The organism is Bradyrhizobium sp. Tv2a-2, assembly GCF_000472425.1.
Taxonomy (GTDB): Bacteria; Pseudomonadota; Alphaproteobacteria; order Rhizobiales; family Xanthobacteraceae; genus Bradyrhizobium.
Map to the genome: position 1 here is coordinate 234,994 of NZ_AXAI01000011.1, position 19,739 is coordinate 254,732.

Annotated in this window: 19 protein-coding genes and 1 riboswitch; of the genes, 7 read left to right on the forward strand and 12 right to left on the reverse strand. The window is 63.8% G+C overall.

Features of this window, described 5'->3' with window-relative positions:
- Positions 1-132: 132 nt before the first annotated feature.
- Positions 133-2,208 (forward strand): pyrroloquinoline quinone-dependent dehydrogenase, encoded by a 2,076-nt coding sequence (locus tag A3AI_RS0123905; protein WP_024518011.1) that lies wholly within the window; start codon positions 133-135, stop codon positions 2,206-2,208.
- Here A3AI_RS0123905 and A3AI_RS0123910 read toward each other — a convergent pair.
- Complete coding sequence (locus A3AI_RS0123910; protein WP_024518012.1) at positions 2,205-2,459, reverse strand: PilZ domain-containing protein; 255 nt, start codon at positions 2,457-2,459, stop codon at positions 2,205-2,207. The two genes, A3AI_RS0123905 and A3AI_RS0123910, sit on opposite strands and share 4 nt — an antisense overlap.
- A 360-nt stretch (positions 2,460-2,819) precedes the next feature.
- A complete protein-coding gene (locus A3AI_RS0123915) occupies positions 2,820-3,281 on the reverse strand; it encodes a PaaI family thioesterase (protein WP_024518013.1) in 462 nt (153 codons plus the stop codon).
- A gap of 290 nt (positions 3,282-3,571) precedes the next feature.
- Between A3AI_RS0123915 and A3AI_RS0123920 the strand changes: the two genes are divergently transcribed.
- Positions 3,572-3,913, forward strand: coding sequence for a hypothetical protein (locus A3AI_RS0123920; protein ID WP_024518014.1), 342 nt, complete (start codon positions 3,572-3,574; stop codon positions 3,911-3,913).
- A gap of 72 nt (positions 3,914-3,985) precedes the next feature.
- Entirely contained in the window at positions 3,986-4,216 is a 231-nt protein-coding gene (locus tag A3AI_RS0123925) for a hypothetical protein (RefSeq protein WP_024518015.1), read from the forward strand.
- Between the two features lie 90 nt (positions 4,217-4,306).
- On the opposite strand, the gene A3AI_RS0123930 is transcribed toward A3AI_RS0123925, so the two are convergent.
- The 5 genes from A3AI_RS0123930 to A3AI_RS0123950 form a co-directional block, all read right to left on the reverse strand.
- Positions 4,307-4,528, reverse strand: coding sequence for a hypothetical protein (locus A3AI_RS0123930; protein WP_349509693.1), 222 nt, complete (start codon positions 4,526-4,528; stop codon positions 4,307-4,309).
- Between the two features lie 97 nt (positions 4,529-4,625).
- Positions 4,626-4,859, reverse strand: a complete 234-nt coding sequence (locus tag A3AI_RS0123935; RefSeq protein ID WP_024518017.1) for a DUF6894 family protein — start codon at positions 4,857-4,859, stop codon at positions 4,626-4,628.
- Between the two features lie 167 nt (positions 4,860-5,026).
- Positions 5,027-5,221 (reverse strand): hypothetical protein, encoded by a 195-nt coding sequence (locus A3AI_RS0123940; RefSeq protein ID WP_024518018.1) that lies wholly within the window; start codon positions 5,219-5,221, stop codon positions 5,027-5,029.
- 237 nt (positions 5,222-5,458) lie between these two features.
- Positions 5,459-5,656 (reverse strand): hypothetical protein, encoded by a 198-nt coding sequence (locus A3AI_RS0123945; protein WP_024518019.1) that lies wholly within the window; start codon positions 5,654-5,656, stop codon positions 5,459-5,461.
- Positions 5,657-5,830: 174 nt separating this feature from the next.
- Positions 5,831-6,016: a hypothetical protein gene (locus A3AI_RS0123950; protein ID WP_024518020.1), complete on the reverse strand. Its 186-nt coding sequence runs from the start codon at positions 6,014-6,016 to the stop codon at positions 5,831-5,833.
- A gap of 280 nt (positions 6,017-6,296) precedes the next feature.
- On the opposite strand from A3AI_RS0123950, the gene A3AI_RS47870 reads away from it, so the two are divergent.
- Positions 6,297-6,473 carry a hypothetical protein gene (locus A3AI_RS47870; protein WP_156927911.1) on the forward strand — a complete coding sequence of 59 codons (177 nt, stop codon included), beginning with the start codon at positions 6,297-6,299 and terminating at the stop codon, positions 6,471-6,473.
- Positions 6,474-6,841: 368 nt separating this feature from the next.
- Here A3AI_RS47870 and A3AI_RS0123960 read toward each other — a convergent pair whose 3' ends face one another.
- Entirely contained in the window at positions 6,842-7,036 is a 195-nt protein-coding gene (locus A3AI_RS0123960; protein WP_024518021.1) for a hypothetical protein, read from the reverse strand.
- A 420-nt stretch (positions 7,037-7,456) separates the two neighbouring features.
- Here A3AI_RS0123960 and A3AI_RS47875 point away from each other — a divergent pair, with 420 nt between their 5' ends.
- Together A3AI_RS47875 and recA are read left to right on the forward strand one after the other, a co-directional pair.
- Entirely contained in the window at positions 7,457-8,317 is an 861-nt protein-coding gene (locus tag A3AI_RS47875; protein ID WP_156927912.1) for a hypothetical protein, read from the forward strand.
- A 621-nt stretch (positions 8,318-8,938) separates the two neighbouring features.
- Positions 8,939-10,027, forward strand: a complete 1,089-nt coding sequence (recA, locus tag A3AI_RS0123975; RefSeq protein ID WP_024518023.1) for a recombinase RecA — start codon at positions 8,939-8,941, stop codon at positions 10,025-10,027.
- Between the two features lie 152 nt (positions 10,028-10,179).
- Here recA and gcvP read toward each other — a convergent pair whose 3' ends face one another.
- Genes gcvP through gcvT form a run of 3 tightly spaced genes read right to left on the reverse strand, consistent with a single transcriptional unit; the run spans position 10,180 to position 14,600 of the window.
- Positions 10,180-13,053 carry an aminomethyl-transferring glycine dehydrogenase gene (gene gcvP / locus A3AI_RS0123980; protein ID WP_024518024.1) on the reverse strand — a complete coding sequence of 958 codons (2,874 nt, stop codon included), beginning with the start codon at positions 13,051-13,053 and terminating at the stop codon, positions 10,180-10,182.
- A 26-nt stretch (positions 13,054-13,079) separates the two neighbouring features.
- On the reverse strand, positions 13,080-13,445 hold the full coding sequence (gene gcvH / locus A3AI_RS0123985) for a glycine cleavage system protein GcvH (protein WP_024518025.1): 366 nt from the start codon (positions 13,443-13,445) through the stop codon (positions 13,080-13,082).
- 9 nt (positions 13,446-13,454) lie between these two features.
- Positions 13,455-14,600: a glycine cleavage system aminomethyltransferase GcvT gene (gene gcvT, locus A3AI_RS0123990; RefSeq protein ID WP_024518026.1), complete on the reverse strand. Its 1,146-nt coding sequence runs from the start codon at positions 14,598-14,600 to the stop codon at positions 13,455-13,457.
- 142 nt (positions 14,601-14,742) lie between these two features.
- A riboswitch (glycine riboswitch) is annotated at positions 14,743-14,831 on the reverse strand.
- A 213-nt stretch (positions 14,832-15,044) separates the two neighbouring features.
- Between gcvT and alaS the strand changes: the two genes are divergently transcribed.
- A complete protein-coding gene (alaS, locus tag A3AI_RS0123995; RefSeq protein ID WP_024518027.1) occupies positions 15,045-17,717 on the forward strand; it encodes an alanine--tRNA ligase in 2,673 nt (890 codons plus the stop codon).
- A gap of 50 nt (positions 17,718-17,767) precedes the next feature.
- Here alaS and ilvD read toward each other — a convergent pair whose 3' ends face one another.
- Positions 17,768-19,609, reverse strand: coding sequence for a dihydroxy-acid dehydratase (ilvD, locus tag A3AI_RS0124000; protein WP_024518028.1), 1,842 nt, complete (start codon positions 19,607-19,609; stop codon positions 17,768-17,770).
- Positions 19,610-19,739: the final 130 nt, after the last annotated feature.

Sequence of the window (19,739 nt, forward strand, 5' to 3'; positions counted from 1 at the left end):
GCCATCAGTCCCTGCGGGCGGCGCTTCGTCACGCGGGCGCAGCCATTCGCCCCGCCGCCGCTGGACTGAGATGCAGGCGGTGAATTGAATAACGGACTCAATCGCGGGGTATCGAGCGGCGAGTTCCAGGACATGATCAATCCATATCGTGTTTTCAGGCGAGGAGAGCCGGCGAGGCGGCGCCGTCACATCGGGGATGGCGGGAGCCTGGCAGCAGCGGGCCTGTTGATCGCGTGCCTGGCGGCGCAGCCTGCACTTGCCTGGGACTATTGGGGCGGCGATGCCGGCGGAACACGCTTTTCGAGCATCGCGCAGATCACGCCCGCGAATGTGAACAATCTGGTGCGCGCCTGGGAGTTTCACACCGGGGATCTCACGACGCGCCCGGAACCGGCCATGGCGCGCAGCAAGTTCGAGGCGACGCCGCTCCTGGTCGAGGACAGCCTGATCTTCTGCACGCCGTTCAACGAGGTGGTCGCGCTCGATCCCGGCACGGGCTCGCAGAAATGGCGATTCGATCCAAAAATTTCGACCGCGCAGCGTCCGGCCAACCGCTTCAACTGCCGCGGTGTCGCCTATTGGGTCGATTCCCAAGCGGCCGACGGCCTAGCCTGCCGCAGCCGCATTTTCACCGCCACCAACGACGCGCGCATCATCGCGCTCGACGCCAGGGACGGCAGACCTTGCGCAGGTTTTGGCGACAATGGCGAGGTGAGGATCGACGTCGGCATCAAGCTGCTTTGGCCGGGTGAGTTCCAGTTCACCTCGGCACCGGTGGTGAGCCGCGGCGTGATCGTGGTGGGCTCGTCGATCGCCGACAATGCGCGCGTCGAGGCGCCGCTCGGTACGGTGCGGGCGTTCGATGCGCGCACCGGAGCGCCGCGCTGGAGCTTTGATCCACTCGAGCATCGCGGCATCGATGCGGGGCACGCGAACGTCTGGGCGCCGATCTCGGCGGACGAGGAGCGCGGCCTGGTGTTTCTGCCGACGGGCTCGCCGAGTCCCGATTTCTGGGGCGGCAAGCGACCCGGCAATGATGAGCATGCCAATTCGGTGGTGGCGCTCAAGGTCGAGACCGGCGAACTCGCCTGGGCGTTCCAGGCCGTGCATCACGATGTCTGGGATTACGACATGCCGGCGCAGCCGACGCTTGCGCGGATCGACACCGGCCAGGGCCTGCGCGATGTGGTGATCCAGCCGACCAAGCAGGGCTTTGTGTTCGTGCTCGACCGCGACAGCGGGCAGCCGGTCTGGCCGGTCGAGGAGCGCGCGGTGCCACAAGGCGGCGCCGAGGCCGAGGTGCTCTCGCCGACCCAGCCGTTCCCGACTCACGTGCCGGCCCTGACGCCGCAGCACTTCTCGGCCAACGATATACTGGACTTTCCGCCGATCATCGGCAGTCCGTCTTGTAAGGCAGATCTCGCCAACTTGCGCAACGACGGGCTTTACACCCCGCCCTCGACGCAAGGTACGCTGGAATTTCCGATGACCGGCGGCGGTGTCAATTGGGGCGGGGTGGCCTTCGATCCCCTCAATCAGATCCTCTATGCCAACACGACCAATGCCGTGCACATCATCAAGCTGATGCCGCGTGCGGACGCCGACGGCTTCAAGCCGTCCGCGGGCATCGATTTTGGGCGGCAGTTGGGGGCGCCCTTTGCGATGACGCGGGTGGTGGCGATGTCGGGGCTCGGGCTGCTTTGTAACAGGCCGCCTTGGGGCACGCTGGTTGCGACCGATCTCAAGGCAGGCAAGATCCTGTGGCGGTCGAGCGTCGGTACCACGGAGGATCGTGCGCCGCTTGGGCTTGCCTTCCACTGGGGGACACCACTCGTCAATGGCGTCGCGGTCACTGCGGGCGGCCTCGTTTTCACTGGCGCGATGGATGCGTATTTGCGCGCCTTCGACGCCAAATCGGGCGAGGAGCTGTGGCAGGGCCGGCTGCCGGTGCCAGGGGTCGCCAATCCCATGACCTATCTCTGGAAGGGCGAGCAATACGTCGCGATCGCCGCCGGCGGCCATTCCGAAGCCGGGACGTCGATCGGCGACGCGCTGGTGGCCTTTCGTCTGGCACGCGAGGGCGAGTCGCCGTCGCTCTGGTCGCGCACCATCGATCGGCCCGGTGGACGCTTCCTGGCCGGCGCGATCACGGCGCTGCTCGCACTTGTGCTGCTTGCGCTCCTGCTGTGGCGCTGGAGGCGGGCCTAGTCAAACGCGACGCCGATATGGGTGTTGTGGGTCCAGACCGGATGGCAACGCCGCCTTAAATGATCGGTGTCGATGAACAGGGTGAGTTGTGCCGGGAGCGCGATCGGGCTCGTCACATCCACGCGCGCGCCGCCCGGCGAGATGTTGCGCACGGTGCATTCGACGCTGCCGCCGCCGTTGAACGCCAGCCTGCCGCCCTTGAAGACGCGGTGTCTGGCATGGATTCGTTTCTCGACAAAATCTTCACTCATGACTTTCGCTCGCTAGCCTGGCTTTGCTGATCGACTGGCGTGGCCGATAGCTTTCCAGTTCCTCAAGCTCACGAGCCTAGTTTGAACGAATTGCAGACGACTAAAGATTGACCGGTCCGGGAGGGGGTATCGATTCAGAATCGATTTACCAAGACGGGGAACCCCTTCCCAAATGTGAAGGTGCCCTCTGCTTGTGATTTGGTTCATGACCGGCGCGGTCGCGCCGGCACCAACTGCCGACCCTGTTCCCCTCACGCGCCCCTTACCAACGCGGCGCCGAGGAAATCCGCGGCAAGTAATCCGCCGGTCCCGGCATTCGGCCCGCCTCGCCGTCAGGGTCGGTGCTGGCCTTGCTGTTGCTCACAGCATCGCAAAGGCGCTCGAGACCATCGCCACCGGCTTGTTGTCGGTGGCGGAGAGCAGCGTGACGCGGCCGAAGCTCATGGTGCGGCCGAGCCGCACCACGCGGGCATCCGCCAGCACGTCGGCGGAGGCGACCGCGCGCATGAAATGTGTGGTCTGGTCGACGGTCGTCATCGGGCGGTAGCCGCGGTTGGCGGCAAGGATCGCGATCACCATGGCGGTGTCGGCAAGCGCCATCAGCGCCTGGCCGCAGACCACGCCTCCATGCCGGCACAGCCGCTCGGAAAAGGCCATGCGCAGCAGCGCGCCGGGCTGCCAGTCGGCGACAGGGGCGGGCGGCTCATGGTCGATCGCCTCGACGGAAAGCCCGAGATCCTGCACCCAGGGCGCGAACACCTCACCCAACACCCGTCGCGCCTCGTCGATGCCGAACGCGTGTGTCTCCTGTTGTTGCTGCATGAACGAAGCTCCTCCCAAGCCGCCAGTTTCATTGCGTGACTTTAAGATTTGGCGCGCCCAAGGGAACCCCGCTTCGGCTTGAAAATGCCGGACTTGGGCGACTATCCTGTGTGGGCGGGATGACCGCTTGGGGAGTGGGTACGAGGATGGCGCGGCGGTGGATCGTGGTGTTCGGCATGATCGCGCTCGCCGAAGTCCTGCCGGTCGGATCACATCTGAGGGCCGGCCTGCGGAACGCTTGGCTGCGCCGCCATTGCGGTGGTATACGGCAGCAAAAAGGGGAGCCTTCAATGAAATCTGTTCGCGTCTCCGCCGCTGCGCTTGCGCTGCTCGCGATCCCGACCACCGGCACATTCCTGGCGCGTCCGGCTCATGCGCAGGGGCAGATGCCCAATATCAACCTCATTCCGGAACTCCAGTCCAAGAGCCCGGAAGAGAAGGAAGCGGATGAGGCGCGGGACAAGGCCTATAAGGAATCGCTCAGGAAGATCCCCGACGCCAAGGCCTCCAGCGATCCCTGGGGCACCGTGCGCGCCGATACGCCCAAGAGCGTGCCAAACAGCGCGACGGCGCCGAGCTCAAAATCGACCGCCGCAACCAAGAAAACCAAAACCGGCAGCAGCGCCAACTGACGGCGCCGGACTCCAACTCCGCACCCGGCAGGCCTATATTGAGCGGGTGGTATCTGCTCACGGAGTTGCGGCATGGCCTCGTCGCCGCGCGATCTTGCCAGCCGAATGGCCGGACGGCGAAAGCCGGACGACGGCTATGTGCGCGAGACCTTCACGCTGCCGCGCGAGAAGGCGCGCCTGACCGCGCGCGACTTCCTCTCCCGATATCCCAAGGCTGGCTATATGACCGCGGTCGAAAGCTGGCGTGAACTGCCGGGCGACGAGATCGAATTCACCATGCGTCGCCTGCGCAGCGCCGACTGATCAGTCGACGAACGGCGCATGATTTTTGCAGCCGTCGCCTGACGCATCGGAAGGGCTTGGCGTTTCAAAGGGGCTCGCGCATCAAATCCGCTACTCGGGATGCTCCTGGTCGCCCAGCAGCCTGCCGGTCCTGCGGTTGATGAAATGCAGCCGCGTGCAAGCCTTGCAGACCACCGTTTCGTAGCTGCATTGCGCATCGTCCGGTCCGACCTCGTCGGCCAGCCAGTGCTGCACGTTCAATGCCGTCCGGGGGCAGCGAAAAAGGACGTTACCCATCGTGCCCTGCTGTCTGGCAGTTCTTGTGAAGGACATGTTGATCTCGATCAACGCGCCCAAACCAAGCCGCTCCCGATTTCCCGAAATGTGGGGGATTGTTTGGGCTACAAACCGATCCGATCGCGCTTCGAGTCTAGTCGAGCGTCTCGGCCACGATGCGAATGCGGAACACCGGCTGCTTCTGCTCGTCCAGCATTTCCATGTGCCATTCGGAGTTTTCGCGAAGCTTGCGAGAAATGCCGCCGGCAATATCGGCGCAGACATTGGTCAATTCTTTCCAGGCCTCGGCACGGTCGGCACATTCGCTGCCGATGTCGGAGGCGCCGGAGTAGCGGCCGTTGCGGATACGAAAGAAATAAAGGGACATGACGAGAAACCGTCGCGCAACCACAAGACAAAATATCGCTTACCTGAAGTATCAATGGTGGCTCAAACAGCGAACGGTGCAAATTCCGGGAGACTACGGCTCCATGCTGCACGAGGTAATCCGATCCCTCTTGCGCGATGCACTGAGCGCGTTGCTCCCTTGCATTTTCATTCGCTCTCGGTGATCCGAACGAGCCCGTCGCCGGTGACGATCGGACCCTGATCCGTGAGCGTCAGACAGCCGAGCGTCAACAGCTTGTTGAGATGATCGGCGGGAATGTTCGCCTCCGGCCCGCTCACCGCGACCTCGAGCAGGGAGGCGAATTCTTCAGGCGTCAGAAGTTTCGGCGCATGGACGATCATTTACGCAACTCGCGGTTGGGGCAGAAAACTATCGCCAGGTTCTGGATGTGAGTGATTTGCGATGTGGAAGCAGCATGCGCCGCCGACGCGGAGAGGTCGAGAGGGAAGCGGGATGTCGTTGCGGAAGGATTACAGAAGCACTGCATGCAAGCTGCGCGATGGTCGTCGCAGCGCGGGTCGGAGCTGGCAATGCTTACGTCCACCTCGGTGGTCGTCGCCCGAACTGCGATCCCGTTGTCAGCCCGCGTAGTCAGTGGGTGCGGCCATTTTCTTCAACTCGCGGTCGATGCGTGACTGTACCCGACGCACAGCGAGCAGGTCGATCTTGGTTTCGGTTTTGCCGGTCTTGATCTCGTCACCAATCCTGAACTGCCACTTCCAGACTCCGGGGACTGTGGTCATGGTGAGGGTATATTCTACGCCCCTGTAGTTCATGGCAGATCTCCGCCGCGATTTCGCCAACGCCAACATGGCTCAATAGTCGAGATTAACTCCTCCGGACGGCGAATATACCATCATCCCCTTGAAAGTAAGCCGCTTTTGCGGGCAGTGCTGGAACCGCGGGGATCGATGCGAGAAGGGGCGGTGCGACTGGCGCCGGTTCGCGCTTTAGTCGAACAATTTTTCCGGAGCAACGGTAAGTCGATAGATAATGTCCGTCGAGCCGTCGGAGGTTTCGAGCAGACGATCGCAGAGCGGGCAACGGAACTCGCCTGCATGACCCTTGCGGGAGCTCAGCTCAATCCGGCGGATGCCGGCCTTGCACTCGGGGCAGATGATGTCGCCTTTTCGCATGGAGCAATTATGCGTGGCCTCGTTGACCGTTCCACGACAGAGGAGCTCGCTCGCGTCTTGTTGACTGAAGTCCGTCAACGAGCCGGCTGCCTTCGTTCGCTAACGGAACTTTGTTCTCGGTGGGAGAACTACGGAGCAAAAAGCGCGAAAGAGCAGTGGAAAATCAACCATCTCGCGCAACCCTAGCGGCCAGTATTGCGTTGGTAGCGCTGCAGGCACGATGCACGAAGAGCTGTAAGGCGCAGCGGCTTCCCGGCTGCATCGGCCTATAGGATGAGAGATGAAGCTGACCGATCTGTTTTGGCGTGACAGAAAGCGCGCCGACCGTCCCGACCACATCCCGGCGCCGGCGCGTCGCGGCAATGACGGGGCTGATCGCTCCAGCATGGCCGAGCTGGTCCGGCTTCTCAGGGAAGCCGACGACGCGCAAAAGAACGGTGGCCACCGGCCCGCGTGATCAGGCTTGGTCTCATTTGGGCGCGGCCAGAAACGTCTCGTCGGGCTCGCATCGGCTGCAGGCAAAGGTGAGTTTCTTCAGCCTTCGCTTGTGAGGCGCAAGAAGAGCAGGCTGCATCTCGACGCCGCGATGTGAACAGGGATGGTTGCAGCCCTGGTCCGGGCACAGTTCGGTGTCGGGCGATAAATTTGCATCGGATTCTTCCTCAGCAAAGAAGACACGACGCAGAACGCCACTTGGCTCGTCGGAGTTTCCCGCGCGGATTCGAATTGTGATTCGCGCGCGACAAACGCTAGGCGTTTGCGCGGAGATCATGCTCAATCAGAAACCTGAAGCGCGATGACGGTTCGACCTGATCTCATCGCGCTTCAGGTCGTGTCGTCGTTCTCGACGTCGGGAGGATATGGGCTGGGATCAGGCCGGGACGAAGCGCGTTCGTCGGCCTGCGACTTCAGCTGGGAGGCCCGCTCAACCAGCGCCGCGGCAAGCCGCGGATTCGAGGTCGAGTTGGCAAATCTGAGCAGCGCCGCGGCTTGGCGGGTGAGATATAATATTCCGGGCACGATGGAACGGTTCCCCAGAGTCGAGATGTCCGGGTGCGGTGCACCTTGAGAACATCACGCGTGAAGCACGATTTCGTTCCAATGCTCCTTGTTCACAAAATGCAAAAGACAGACGGTTCCCGAGGGGTCACTCAGTTTGCGGCGAGGAAGGCAATTGTCAGTGCCATCAGCCACGCGACAATCACCAGCGAAGCCACGGCGCCTGCCGTGATCTGAGCCTTTTCCTTGAGCGTGGTGGGGTGATCCATGTCAGATGATGCCGGCCGGCCGGGCCTCGACCGTCGCCCGGAGCCTAGCAGGGCTCAGAGCCGCACAGCATCAAAACCCGGGGAGGAGGGCGAGCGCGGCAGGCGGGGTCGCCAAGGATTAAGCCGGCCCGGCACACCTTTTGCCGGGTATGAAGGTGCGCCGGAGCCGGCCTTGCTGCACCAGTGCTTCCGTGATGCGAGCACCAGTCTAGAAAGCAAGAGCCGTGCCTGTTTGGCTGAGTGGGGCAGCAACGCCTCGGACCGGTCCTTGCCGGAGGTCCCATCCGAAACCAAGGCACGGGCCGATAAATTGAGGTCAGGCGTCGCTGGGCCTCACGCGCAGTGGGACAGCGATGAGGCGACGAATGTCGCCGCGGGTCATGTCGACGAGCGCGTGCAGCGCGCCGGCGGCTTCGAGCGCCTGATTAAGAACAACGCCGCCGAGCGGAATATAATCGCTTGGCGACGTTGGGTATCCACTGGGCCTCAAATCCCCAGCCATCTCCTTGCATACAATGCAGCACAAAAAGCTCAAGTCCTGGACATATCGGTTTTTCGGCAGGAGATGTCAGCAACCGGCCGATGGTTAATGCGGCCTTACTTCCGCTTTTGGGTCACCGTGCGAATCGGGCCGGGGAGCAGGGTACTCGGCGTGCGTCGCGCGCTTCGTGGCGCCGCACATAATTCGATGACGGCACGTCAAGAGGTGGAAGCGGCGGCCCGCATCCTTAGTGAAGCAGGGCTGCGTCATCGCTGGTGGGGTTCTCATTATCAGAAGTCCTGCGACGAGCACGCTGCGACCGATCCCGTCGGCAAAGAAGAATTTGATACGATCGTTGAATCCATGTTGATCGCAGCCAGCGCGCGTCATTTCCGGTGCCGTCCCAATTCAGACACCCGCGCGCATAATTTCGGACAAACATATCCGGGACATTGTCTGCGCTCGGCGATGCCATGGGGAAACGAGGCTCGCCGACTCGGGGTGGTAGTATGGACAAGATCGAGCGATCATTCGTCGCTGCGGCGGCGGTGAGCTTTGCTGTGCTGGTTATTGGTAGCGTACTTCTGGTGGTGATGTAGCGCGAGCCCCGGAAGACCGGGACGCAAGGATCAGACCGGGACATCCGAAATCAGCTGGGGGCAATCTGGGGCGGTTGGTGGCTCCCCAGGAGATCTCGGGCATTAGGAGATCTCGGCCATTCGCCGGGCTCCGGCGCCGTCTCGACTGGGGGATATCGCGAGGACTCCGGTATTGTCCTAAAGAGGTCGCCAACTGCGGCGGCCTTATTGCTCGCCAATAATCTTTTTCCGGGGTTTTGGCTTCGCGGGCTCAGGCGGATTGGCTGCCTCCCGGGCGTGCCGTTCGGCACGAAGCCGGAGCATGTTTGCGCGAGTAGCTTCTTGTTCGGCTCTGTATGAAGCGTAGCTCTCTGAAGCTTCCGCCTGCTTTTGAGCGAGTGACTTCTTGAACGGGCTATCTGCCATGCAAGGCATATAGGCATTCGGCGGCGTATTACACCAGGCGAATTTGGATACTTTCAAAAGAACATATTGCGAACAAGGAACAAATGGTGTACGTTGTTTTCAACTGCCGGCCGCCCTCGTCAATCGTTTGTCGCCCACGCGAATCCCCTTCATAAGGAGTTAAAATAGGATGTCCGTCCCAGCCCTGCGTATCGTTGAAGGTTCCTCCATGGATAAGTCCAAAGCGCTGTCCGCCGCGCTGTCCCAGATCGAGCGCCAGTTCGGCAAGGGCTCGGTGATGAAGCTTGGCAAGAACGACCGCTCGATGGATGTCGAGACGGTGTCGTCAGGCTCGCTCGGGCTCGACATAGCGCTCGGCGTCGGCGGCCTCCCGAAGGGGCGGATCGTGGAGATCTACGGACCGGAATCCTCGGGCAAGACGACGCTGGCGCTGCACACGGTGGCGGAAGCGCAGAAGAAGGGCGGCATCTGCGCCTTCATCGACGCCGAGCATGCGCTGGATCCGGTCTACGCCCGCAAGCTCGGTGTCAATATCGACGAGCTCCTGATCTCGCAGCCTGACACCGGCGAGCAGGCGCTGGAAATCTGCGACACCCTGGTGCGCTCCGGCGCGGTTGATGTGATGGTGGTCGATTCGGTCGCAGCGCTGGTGCCGCGCGCCGAACTCGAGGGAGAGATGGGCGATTCGCTCCCCGGTCTGCAGGCGCGACTGATGAGCCAGGCGCTGCGCAAGCTCACCGCCTCCATCAACAAGTCCAACACCATGGTGATCTTCATCAACCAGATCCGGATGAAGATCGGCGTGATGTACGGCTCGCCCGAGACCACCACCGGCGGCAATGCGTTGAAATTCTATGCCTCCGTCCGCCTCGACATCCGCCGGATCGGCTCGATCAAGGATCGCGACGAAGTGGTCGGCAACTCCACGCGCGTCAAGGTCGTGAAGAACAAACTGGCGCCGCCCTTCAAGCAGGTCGAGTTCGACATCATGTATGGCGAGGGTGTCTCCAAGATGGGCGAGATTCTCGACCTCGGCGTAAAGGCCGGCGTTGTCGAGAAGTCCGGCGCCTGGTTCTCCTATGACAGCCAGCGCCTCGGCCAGGGCCGCGAGAATTCCAAGGCGTTCCTGAGGGCCAATCCTGATATCACGGCCAAGATTGAGGCTGCGATCCGCCAGAACTCTGGCCTGATCGCCGATCAGATCCTCGCCAGCGATTCTGAACGCGACTCCGAAGGCGAAGAGCCCGCGGAAGAGTAAAGCCCGATACCTTCGCGACACCCGCCGCCTGAAGCGAAGGTTGCGTCATGCCCGGCCACTCCCCGTGCCGGGCATGTACGTTTTTGGGTGCTCGTCGCGTGGATGGCCGGGACAAGCCCGGCCATGATGTAAGTGTAACGCGTCGTTTTCGATTACTCCGCCGCCTCGGCGTAATCGCTCACCGGCGGACACGAGCACACCAGGTTGCGGTCGCCATAGACATTGTCGACGCGCCCGACCGGTGACCAGTATTTGTCCGTGCGCGAGACGCCGGCGGGGAAGCAGCCTTCCGCGCGCGTGTAGGCGCGCTTCCAATCGTCATCGGCGATGTCGTGCACGGTGTGCGGGGCATGGCGCAGCGGTGACGCCTCGATCTTGAAGCGGCCGTTCTCCACTTGCGCGATCTCTTGCCGGATCGCGATCATGGCGTCGCAGAAGCGGTCGAGTTCGGCCTTCGATTCCGATTCGGTCGGCTCGATCATCAAGGTGCCCGGCACCGGGAAGCTCATGGTCGGGGCGTGGAAGCCGTAATCGATCAGGCGTTTGGCGATGTCGTCGACGGAAACGCCGCTCGTTGCCTTCAGCGGCCGCGGATCGATGATGCATTCATGTGCCACGCGGCCTTTCTCGTTCCGGTAGAGCACCGGGAAATGGGCGTTCAGGCGCGCCGCGACATAGTTGGCGTTGAGGATCGCGACTTCCGTCGCCTGCGTCAGTCCATCGCCGCCCATCAACAGAATGTAGATGTAGGAGATGGTAAGGATCGACGCAGAGCCGAATGGCGCGGCCGAGACCGGTCCGACCGGATGGGGCGTGGCGCCATCCGTCGCGGGATGACCAGGCAGGAAGGGCTTAAGATGCGCCTTCACGCCGATCGGGCCCATGCCAGGGCCGCCGCCGCCATGCGGGATACAGAAGGTCTTGTGCAGGTTGAGATGGCTGACATCGGCGCCGTAATCGCCGGGCCGCGACAGCCCGACCTGCGCATTCATGTTCGCGCCATCAAGATACACCTGGCCGCCATGACCGTGCACGATGTCGCAGATCTCCCTGATATGTTCCTCGAACACGCCGTGGGTCGAGGGATAGGTGATCATGATCGCGGCGAGAGTCTTGCCATGCACCTCCGCCTTCTTGCGCAGATCCTCGACATCGACATCGCCGCGTGCGTCGCAGGTGACCACGACGACGTCCATGCCGGCCATGGCGGCAGACGCCGGATTGGTGCCATGCGCGGAGGAGGGGATCAGGCAGACCTTGCGATGCGCCTCGCCGCGCGCGGCGTGATAGCTGCGGATCGCGAGCAGTCCGGCATATTCGCCTTGTGCGCCAGAGTTCGGCTGCAGCGAGATCGCGTCATAGCCGGTGATGTCGCACAGCCACTTTTCCAGCCGCGCGAACAACATATGATAGCCCTTTGCCTGACCGGCCGGGGCAAAGGGATGCAGCGTGGCAAATTCCGGCCAGGTCAGTGGCACCATCTCGGTGGTCCCGTTCAGCTTCATGGTGCAGGAGCCCAGCGGAATCATGGCCCGGTCGAGCGCGAGGTCGCGATCGCTGAGCTTGCGCATGTAGCGCAGCATCTCGGTTTCCGAGCGATGCGCATGGAACACGGGATGGGTGAGGAAAGCCGTGGCCCGCTTTAGCGCAAGCGGCAGTGCCTCGCGGCTGCCTGCCTCGATATCGGCGTAAGACAGGCTGCCCCCGAAGGCGCGCCACACCGCCTCGACGATCTGCGGCGTCGTACCTTCATCGAGCGCGATACGCAGCGTGGTGGCGCCGATGCCGAGATTGATCTTCTCTGCAAGCGCGCGGGCGACGATCTCGTCGCGCCGCGCGCCGACCTCGACCGTCACCGTGTCGAAGAAGGCCTCGCTCTTCAGCGCAACGCCCATTTTGCGCAAGCCCGCCGCCAGCACGGCGGCGCGGCGGTGCACATTGCGCGCGATCGCCGTAAGCCCCTCGGGGCCGTGATAGACCGCATACATCGAGGCGATCACGGCCAGCAGCACCTGCGCGGTGCAAATGTTGGAGGTCGCCTTCTCGCGGCGGATATGCTGCTCGCGGGTCTGCAGCGCCAGCCGATAGGCCGGCGCACCGCGCCAATCCACTGATAGCCCCACAATGCGGCCGGGCAGCGAGCGCTTCAACGCATCGCGCACCGCCATGTAAGCCGCATGCGGCCCGCCATAGCCCATCGGCACGCCAAAGCGCTGGGCCGACCCGACCGCGATATCGGCGCCGAGCTCGCCAGGCGAGGCGATCAGCGTCAGCGCCAGCAGATCCGCGGCCAGAATAGCGAGCGCGCCTTTTGCGCGCAGGACCGCAATCGCGGGCCGCAAATCGCGCAACGCGCCGGAACTCGCCGGATATTGCAGAAGGCCACCGAAGACATCGGCGCGGTCAAGGTCGGTCGCGGGATCGCCGACGACGAGCCGCCAGCCCAACGGCTCGGCGCGGGTGCGCAACACCGCAAGCGTCTGCGGATGCACCTCGTGGTCGACGAAGAAGGCTTTTGTCTTCACCTGCGAGGCGCGCTCGGCGAGCGCCATGGCTTCGGCGGCGGCCGTACCTTCATCCAGCAGCGACGCGTTGGCGACATCAAGCCCGGTGAGGTCGGAGATCATGGTCTGGAAGTTGAACAGCGCCTCCAGCCGGCCCTGGCTGATTTCGGGCTGATAGGGCGTGTAGGCCGTGTACCAGGCCGGGTTCTCCAGGATGTTGCGCTGGATCACCGCCGGCAGGATGGTGCCGGAATAGCCCTGGCCGATCAGCGAGGTGAAAACCTGGTTCTGCGCGGCGAGGTCGCGCATATGCGAAAGCGCCCGGGTCTCACTGAGCGCCACACCGAGATCGAGCGGCGTCTTCTGCCGGATCGATGACGGCAGCGTTTCGGCCATCAGCGCTGACAAGCTGCCTGCGCCGACCGTCTCCAGCATCGCTGCGATATCGCGCGGCGATGGCCCGATATGGCGGCGGGCGAAGTCGGTGGCGGCCTCGGCGGCGGGTTTGAAGGGCGCGTTCATGTGTGCCTCGCTATGCAAATTCGGTGTCAGGCGGTGTGCGCCTTGTAGGCGGCTTCATCCATCAATCCGCCGAGCTCGCTCTTGTCCGCGATCTTGATCTTGAAGAACCAGGCCTTGCCGCTGGCGTCGGAATTCACCAGAGCCGGCTCGGCGGCGAGCTCCTCGTTCACCTCAAGCACTTCGCCTGAGATCGGCGCGTAAACGTCGGAGGCAGCCTTGACGGATTCGACCACGGCTGCGGCCTCGGCCTTCTTCAGCGTGCGTCCGACCTTCGGCAACTCGACGAACACGACGTCGCCGAGCTGGGACTGCGCATAGTCGGTGATCCCGATGGTTGCCACATCGCCCTCGATGCGAAGCCATTCATGGTCGGTGGTGAAGAGCGTGGTCATGGCAATCCTTCAGCGCTTGTAGGTGTTGGGAACGAAAGGCGTGGCGGCGACGCGCAGGGGCAGGCGCTGTCCGCGCACTTCCGCAAAAAGCCGGGTGCCGTTGATTGCGAGAGCGGTCGGCACATAGCCCATCGCAACCGGCGCATTGAGGCTCGGGCCGAAGCCGCCTGACGTGACAGCGCCGATTGGCTCCGACGAGGTCTGGTCCGCAAACAGCGGCGCGCCCTCGCGCACCGGCGCGCGTCCCTCGGGCTTCAGGCCCACCCGGCGGCGTGCCGCGCCGCTCGCAAGCTGGCTCAGAACAGTCTCCGCACCCGGATAGCCGCCGGCGCGGGCGCCACCGGAGTGCCGGCTCTTCTGCATCGACCATTCCAGCGCGCCCTCGACCGGTGTGGTCGTGGTGTCGATGTCATGGCCATAGAGGCAAAGCCCGGCTTCCAGCCTGAGGCTGTCGCGGGCGCCAAGCCCGATCGGCAGCACGTCGGGGTCCGACAGCAGCGCGGTCGCCAGCTGTTCGGCTTGCGCCGCCGGCACCGAAATCTCGAACCCGTCCTCGCCGGTATAGCCGGAGCGCGACACGAAACAGCCGAGGCCAGCGACCTCGTGAGGTCCCGCATCCATGAAACGCATCGCCGGTGCCTCTGCACAGAATTGCGCCAGCACGGCTTCGGCCCTGGGGCCCTGCAGCGCTAGCAGCGCGCGGTCGGCGAGCGAATCGACCTGGCACGAGTCGGAGAGATGCGCGCGCAAATGTGCCTCATCGGCCTCCTTGCAGGCGGCGTTCACCACCGCGAAGAGGTGGTCGCCGAAATTCGCGACCATCAGATCGTCGAGGATGCAACCCGCCGCGTTGGTGAACTGCGCATAGCGCTGCCGGAAGGGGGCGAGCGCCAGCATGTCCTGCGGCACCAGCCGCTCGAGCGCCAGCGCCGCGTCCTCGACCTGGCCGGATTTGGGGCGCAGCGCCACCTGGCCCATATGGGAGACGTCGAACAGGCCGGCCTTTTGGCGGGTATGAAGGTGCTCCTTCAAAACCCCGGCCGGATACTGCACGGGCATGTCATAGCCCGCGAACGGCACCATCTTGGCGCCAAGCGACACATGAAGGGCGTGGAGGGGAGTACGTTTGAGCGGGGTGTCGCTGGTCGCAAGCATCAGGGGCCCTCGGCGGTTCCCGAGGGACATTCCTCGGGTGACCAGACGAAGCCCCATCTGTCGCTGTGCCTGAGAGTATTATCCCGTCGGCGGACGCCCACTGGCCTTGAGAAGCCGGCTGCGCCTCTTTCCAGATGCTGTCAAAGCCACACGGTCCTTTTGCCTGAGAGTTTCCGGGGCGGTTGCTCCTTCGGCGCCGGCATCAAAGCCGGTCTCTCCCGACGTGGCTGTCTTGAACAGATAGGAGGGAAACACGACCTATGCCAGACTGTCAACGCAAGCGCAGCGTCTATCAACTAGCTTTGCGTCCGACTTTACGCTCCCGCAGCAAGCCTATGATCCGCCTGCACAGTTTCTGGACACTGTGGCTGGCCTTGTCTAAAAGCGTTCGGCCTCAAAAATCGCTATTTGCAGGGCCCCGGCCAGCTTTCCGATTGGATGAATATGAGCAGCGTCAACGACATCAGGTCGACCTTCCTGAACTTCTTCGCCAAGAACGGCCACGAGATCGTGCCGTCCTCGCCGCTCGTGCCGCGCAACGACCCGACCTTGATGTTCACCAATGCCGGCATGGTGCAGTTCAAGAACGTCTTCACCGGCGTCGAGAAGCGGCCCTATCAGCGCGCCACCACCTCGCAGAAATGCGTGCGCGCCGGCGGCAAGCACAACGACCTCGACAATGTCGGCTACACCGCCCGCCATCACACCTTTTTCGAGATGCTCGGCAACTTCTCGTTCGGCGATTACTTCAAGGATCGCGCGATCGAGCTTGCCTGGAAGCTGGTGACGAGCGAGTTCGGCCTGCCCAAGGATAAGCTCTGGGCTACCGTCTATATCGACGACGATGAGGCCTTTGATCTCTGGAAGAAGATTTCCGGCCTGCCGGAGTCGCGCATCATCCGTATCGCAGGCTCCGACAATTTCTGGCAGATGGGCGATACCGGCCCCTGCGGCCCATGCTCGGAAATCTTCTATGATCATGGCGACAAGGTCTGGGGTGGCCCGCCCGGTTCGCCGGAGGCAGATGGCGACCGCTATATCGAGATCTGGAACCTCGTGTTCATGCAGTTCGAACAGTTCGAGGGCGGCACGCGCGCGGCGCTGCCGAAGCCTTCGATCGACACCGGGGCGGGGCTGGAGCGCGTCGCCGCCGTGCTGCAGGGTAAGCACGACAATTACGACATCGATCTCTTCGTCGCGCTGATCCGCGCCATCTCCGAGCTCACCGGCACCAATCCGCATGGCGAGCAGAAGGCCTCGCTGCGCGTGATCGCCGATCATCTGCGCGCGTCCTCCTTCCTGATCGCCGACGGCGTGCTGCCTTCGAACGAGGGCCGCGGCTATGTGCTGCGCCGGATCATGCGTCGCGCCATGCGCCATGCGCAGTTGCTCGGCGCCAAGGAGCCGCTGATGCACCGCCTGGTGTGGGCGCTGGTGCGTGAGATGGGGCAAGCCTATCCGGAGCTCGTGCGGGCGGAGAACCTGATCGAGGAGACGCTGCGGCTGGAAGAGACCCGTTTCCGCAAGACCTTGGCGCGCGGCCTTGCCATTCTCGATGAGAAGAGCGCCGGCCTGAAAAAGGGCGACATGTTCGACGGCGAGACGGCCTTCACGCTCTACGACACCTACGGCTTCCCGCTGGATCTCACGCAGGATGCGCTGAAGTCGCGTGGCGTCGGCGTCGATCTTGCATCCTTCACGGACGCGATGGACCGCCAGCGCGACAAGGCGCGTGCGGCCTGGGCGGGTTCGGGCGAGGCTGCGACCGAGACCATCTGGTTCCCGCTGCGCGAGAAGCTCGGGGCGACTGAGTTTCTGGGCTATGAGACCGAGACCGCGGAAGGCGCCGTTGCGGCGCTGGTTAAGGACGGCCAGGAGGTCGAGAGCCTCAAGGCAGGCGAGAGCGGCGCGATCGTGCTGAACCAGACCCCGTTCTATGGCGAGTCCGGCGGCCAGGTCGGCGACATCGGCCTCTTGCTAGGGGAGGGCGTCAAGTTCCGCGTCACCGAAACCCAGAAGAAGGCCGGCGATCTCTTCGTCCATTTGGGCACGGTGGAGCAGGGCACGCTAAAGGTCGGCACTGCGCTGCAGCTCGAGGTGGATCATATCAGGCGCAGCGGCATACGCCGTAACCACTCGGCGACGCATCTGCTGCACGAGGCGCTGCGCCAGGTGCTCGGCGACCACATCGCCCAGCGCGGCTCGCTGGTCGCGCCGGATCGCCTGCGCTTCGACTTCGTGCATCCGAAGCCGATCACGGCGGAAGAGCTGGCCCGCGTCGAGGACATCGCCAACGAGGTGGTGCTGGAGAACGACGAGGTGACGACGCGCCTGATGGCGGTGGACGATGCCCGCGAGGCCGGTGCTCGCGCGCTGTTCGGCGAGAAATATGGCGACGAGGTCCGCGTGGTCTCGATGGGCAAGGGGGCGCGCGAGCACGGGCAGAACGCGCTCGGCTGGTCGGTCGAGCTGTGCGGCGGCACGCATGTCCGCCGTACCGGCGATATCGGCCTGATCACGGTCACCAGCGAGAGCGCGGTCGCCTCAGGCGTGCGCCGGATCGAGGCGCTGACGGGATCGCAGGCGCGCAAGCACGCCAACGACGTCATGGGTCTCGCCAAGACCGCGGCGAATGAGCTGCGCACCACGGTCGAGGACGTGCCGGCACGCATCGCCACGCTGCTCGACGAGCGCAAGAGGCTCGAACGCGAGCTGTCGGATGCCCGCAAGAAGCTCGCGATGGGCGGCGCCCCGTCCAGCAATGGCTCGGCATCGGGCGTGCGCGAAGTCGGCAATGTCAAGCTGATGGCGCGTGCGGTCGAAGGCATCGAGATGAAGGATCTCAAGAGCCTTGCGGATGACGGCAAGAAGCAGCTCGGCTCAGGCGTGGTCGCCATTGTCGGCGTCACCGGCGACGGCAAGGCCGGCGTCGTTGTCGGCGTCACCCCCGACCTGACCGCACGCTACAATGCGGTCAATCTGGTCCGCGTGGCCTCAGAGGCGCTCGGCGGCAAGGGCGGCGGCGGCCGGCCCGACATGGCGCAGGCCGGTGGCCCGGACGGCGCGAAGGCGAGCGCCGCTCTGGAAGCAATCGAGAAGGCGATGGCGGGCGCCTAAGCTACCGATCTACTGGCATCGGCCCAAATGCTGCAGCGGGGCCGTCGCCCTTAATCCTCCACCACGCGAACCGCGCCGCGGGCGGCGCTGGTGGTGAGCGCGGCATAGGCCTTCAGTGCAGTAGACACCTTGCGGGCGCGCTTGGCGGGCTTCCAGGCTTGAGCGCCTTTGGCCTGCATCGCCTCGCGGCGGCGCTTCAGCTCGGCTTCGTCGATCGCGAGATTGATCGAGCGTGCCGGGATGTCGATCTCGATCGTGTCGCCGTCCTGCACGAGGCCGATCAGGCCGCCTTCAGCGGCCTCCGGCGAGACGTGGCCGATCGACAGGCCCGAGCTGCCGCCCGAGAAGCGGCCGTCGGTGACCAGCGCGCAGGCCTTTCCGAGACCCTTCGATTTCAGGTAGCTGGTCGGATACAGCATCTCCTGCATGCCGGGGCCGCCGCGTGGTCCCTCATAGATGATCACGACCACATCGCCAGCCTTGATCTTGTTGCCGAGGATCGCTTCCACCGCGGCATCCTGGCTCTCCAGCACGCGGGCGGGGCCAGCGAATTTCAGGATGCTGCCGTCGACACCGGCCGTCTTCACAATGCAGCCGTCGAGGGCGAGGTTGCCATGGAGCACGGCGAGGCCACCGTCGCGGGAATAGGCATGCTCAGCACTACGGATGCAACCCGTGGTGCGATCGAGATCGAGCTCCTCGAACCGGCGATCCTGGCTGAAAGCTGTCTGCGTCGGCACGTTGCCGGGAGCGGCCATGTAGAAGTTGCGGACACTCTCGCTTTTGGTGCGGGTGATGTCCCAGCGCTCAAGGGCGGCCGCGAGCGACTTCGAGTGCACGCTCGGTAGCTCCGAATGAATGAGGCCGGCGCGGTCGAGCTCGCCCATGATCGCCATCACGCCGCCGGCGCGGTGCACATCTTCCAGGTGCACGTCGGCGACCGATGGCGCGACCTTGCACAGCACCGGCACCTTGCGCGAGAGCCGGTCGATGTCCTTCATGGTGAAGGGCACTTCGCCCTCGTAAGCCGCGGCGAGCAGATGCAGCACTGTGTTGGTCGAGCCGCCCATGGCGATATCGAGGCTCATGGCATTCTCGAACGCCTTGAAGTTCGCGATATTGCGCGGCAGCACGCTCTCGTCGTTCTGCTCGTAATAGCGCCTCGCGAGATCCACGATCAGGTGGCCGGCCTCGACGAACAGGCCCTTGCGGTCGGCATGTGTTGCCAGCACCGAGCCGTTGCCGGGCAGCGACAGGCCCAGCGCCTCGGTGAGGCAGTTCATGGAATTGGCGGTGAACATGCCGGAGCAGGAGCCGCAGGTCGGGCATGCCGAGCGTTCGATCACCTCGACCTCGCTGTCGCTGACCTTGTCGTCGGCGGCAGCAACCATGGCATCGATGAGGTCGACCGACCTGATCTTGCCCTTCATGTTGATCTTGCCCGACTCCATCGGCCCGCCGGAGACGAACACGACGGGGATGTTCAGCCGCAGCGCCGCCATCAGCATGCCCGGCGTGATCTTGTCGCAATTGGAGATGCAGACCAGCGCATCGGCGCAATGGGCGTTGACCATGTATTCGACGCTGTCGGCGATCAACTCGCGCGAGGGCAGGCTGTAGAGCATGCCGTCATGGCCCATGGCGATGCCGTCATCAACCGCGATGGTGTTGAATTCCTTCGCGACGCCGCCGGCGTTCTCGATCTCGCGCGCGACCAGCTGCCCGAGGTCCTTCAGGTGCACATGCCCGGGCACGAACTGGGTGAAGGAATTGGCGACCGCGATGATGGGCTTGCCGAAATCCTCGTTCTTCATCCCCGTCGCGCGCCACAGGCCGCGGGCGCCGGCCATGTTGCGGCCATGGGTGGTGGTGCGGGAACGATAGGCGGGCATAAGGGATTCCTCCGGTAGTCTTTTTCCGGGTCTAAACAGCCGGGCTGCAATCGCGATTGGTCAGGCGTGGCTTACAGGGAAGCCGTGCGGGATTCGACCCGTAATTTCGCGATCCAGCGATGCCGGCGCA

Bases quoted from the DNA above. Each gene is read 5' to 3' on its own strand.
- gcvH (WP_024518025.1), bottom strand. From the start codon at position 13,445: ATGACCACGCTCTTCACCACCGACCATGAATGGCTTCGCATCGAGGGC.
- A3AI_RS0123950 (WP_024518020.1), bottom strand. From the start codon at position 6,016: ATGCGAAAAGGCGACATCATCTGCCCCGAGTGCAAGGCCGGCATCCGC.
- ilvD (WP_024518028.1), bottom strand. From the start codon at position 19,609: ATGCCCGCCTATCGTTCCCGCACCACCACCCATGGCCGCAACATGGCC.
- A3AI_RS0123945 (WP_024518019.1), bottom strand. From the start codon at position 5,656: ATGAACTACAGGGGCGTAGAATATACCCTCACCATGACCACAGTCCCC.
- A3AI_RS0123905 (WP_024518011.1), top strand. From the start codon at position 133: ATGATCAATCCATATCGTGTTTTCAGGCGAGGAGAGCCGGCGAGGCGG.
- A3AI_RS47870 (WP_156927911.1), top strand. From the start codon at position 6,297: ATGAAGCTGACCGATCTGTTTTGGCGTGACAGAAAGCGCGCCGACCGT.
- A3AI_RS0123920 (WP_024518014.1), top strand. From the start codon at position 3,572: ATGAAATCTGTTCGCGTCTCCGCCGCTGCGCTTGCGCTGCTCGCGATC.
- A3AI_RS0123915 (WP_024518013.1), bottom strand. From the start codon at position 3,281: ATGCAGCAACAACAGGAGACACACGCGTTCGGCATCGACGAGGCGCGA.
- A3AI_RS0123925 (WP_024518015.1), top strand. From the start codon at position 3,986: ATGGCCTCGTCGCCGCGCGATCTTGCCAGCCGAATGGCCGGACGGCGA.
- gcvT (WP_024518026.1), bottom strand. From the start codon at position 14,600: ATGCTTGCGACCAGCGACACCCCGCTCAAACGTACTCCCCTCCACGCC.
- A3AI_RS0123910 (WP_024518012.1), bottom strand. From the start codon at position 2,459: ATGAGTGAAGATTTTGTCGAGAAACGAATCCATGCCAGACACCGCGTC.
- gcvP (WP_024518024.1), bottom strand. From the start codon at position 13,053: ATGAACGCGCCCTTCAAACCCGCCGCCGAGGCCGCCACCGACTTCGCC.
- A3AI_RS0123930 (WP_349509693.1), bottom strand. From the start codon at position 4,528: ATGTCCTTCACAAGAACTGCCAGACAGCAGGGCACGATGGGTAACGTC.
- alaS (WP_024518027.1), top strand. From the start codon at position 15,045: ATGAGCAGCGTCAACGACATCAGGTCGACCTTCCTGAACTTCTTCGCC.
- recA (WP_024518023.1), top strand. From the start codon at position 8,939: ATGTCCGTCCCAGCCCTGCGTATCGTTGAAGGTTCCTCCATGGATAAG.
- A3AI_RS0123940 (WP_024518018.1), bottom strand. From the start codon at position 5,221: ATGATCGTCCATGCGCCGAAACTTCTGACGCCTGAAGAATTCGCCTCC.
- A3AI_RS0123935 (WP_024518017.1), bottom strand. From the start codon at position 4,859: ATGTCCCTTTATTTCTTTCGTATCCGCAACGGCCGCTACTCCGGCGCC.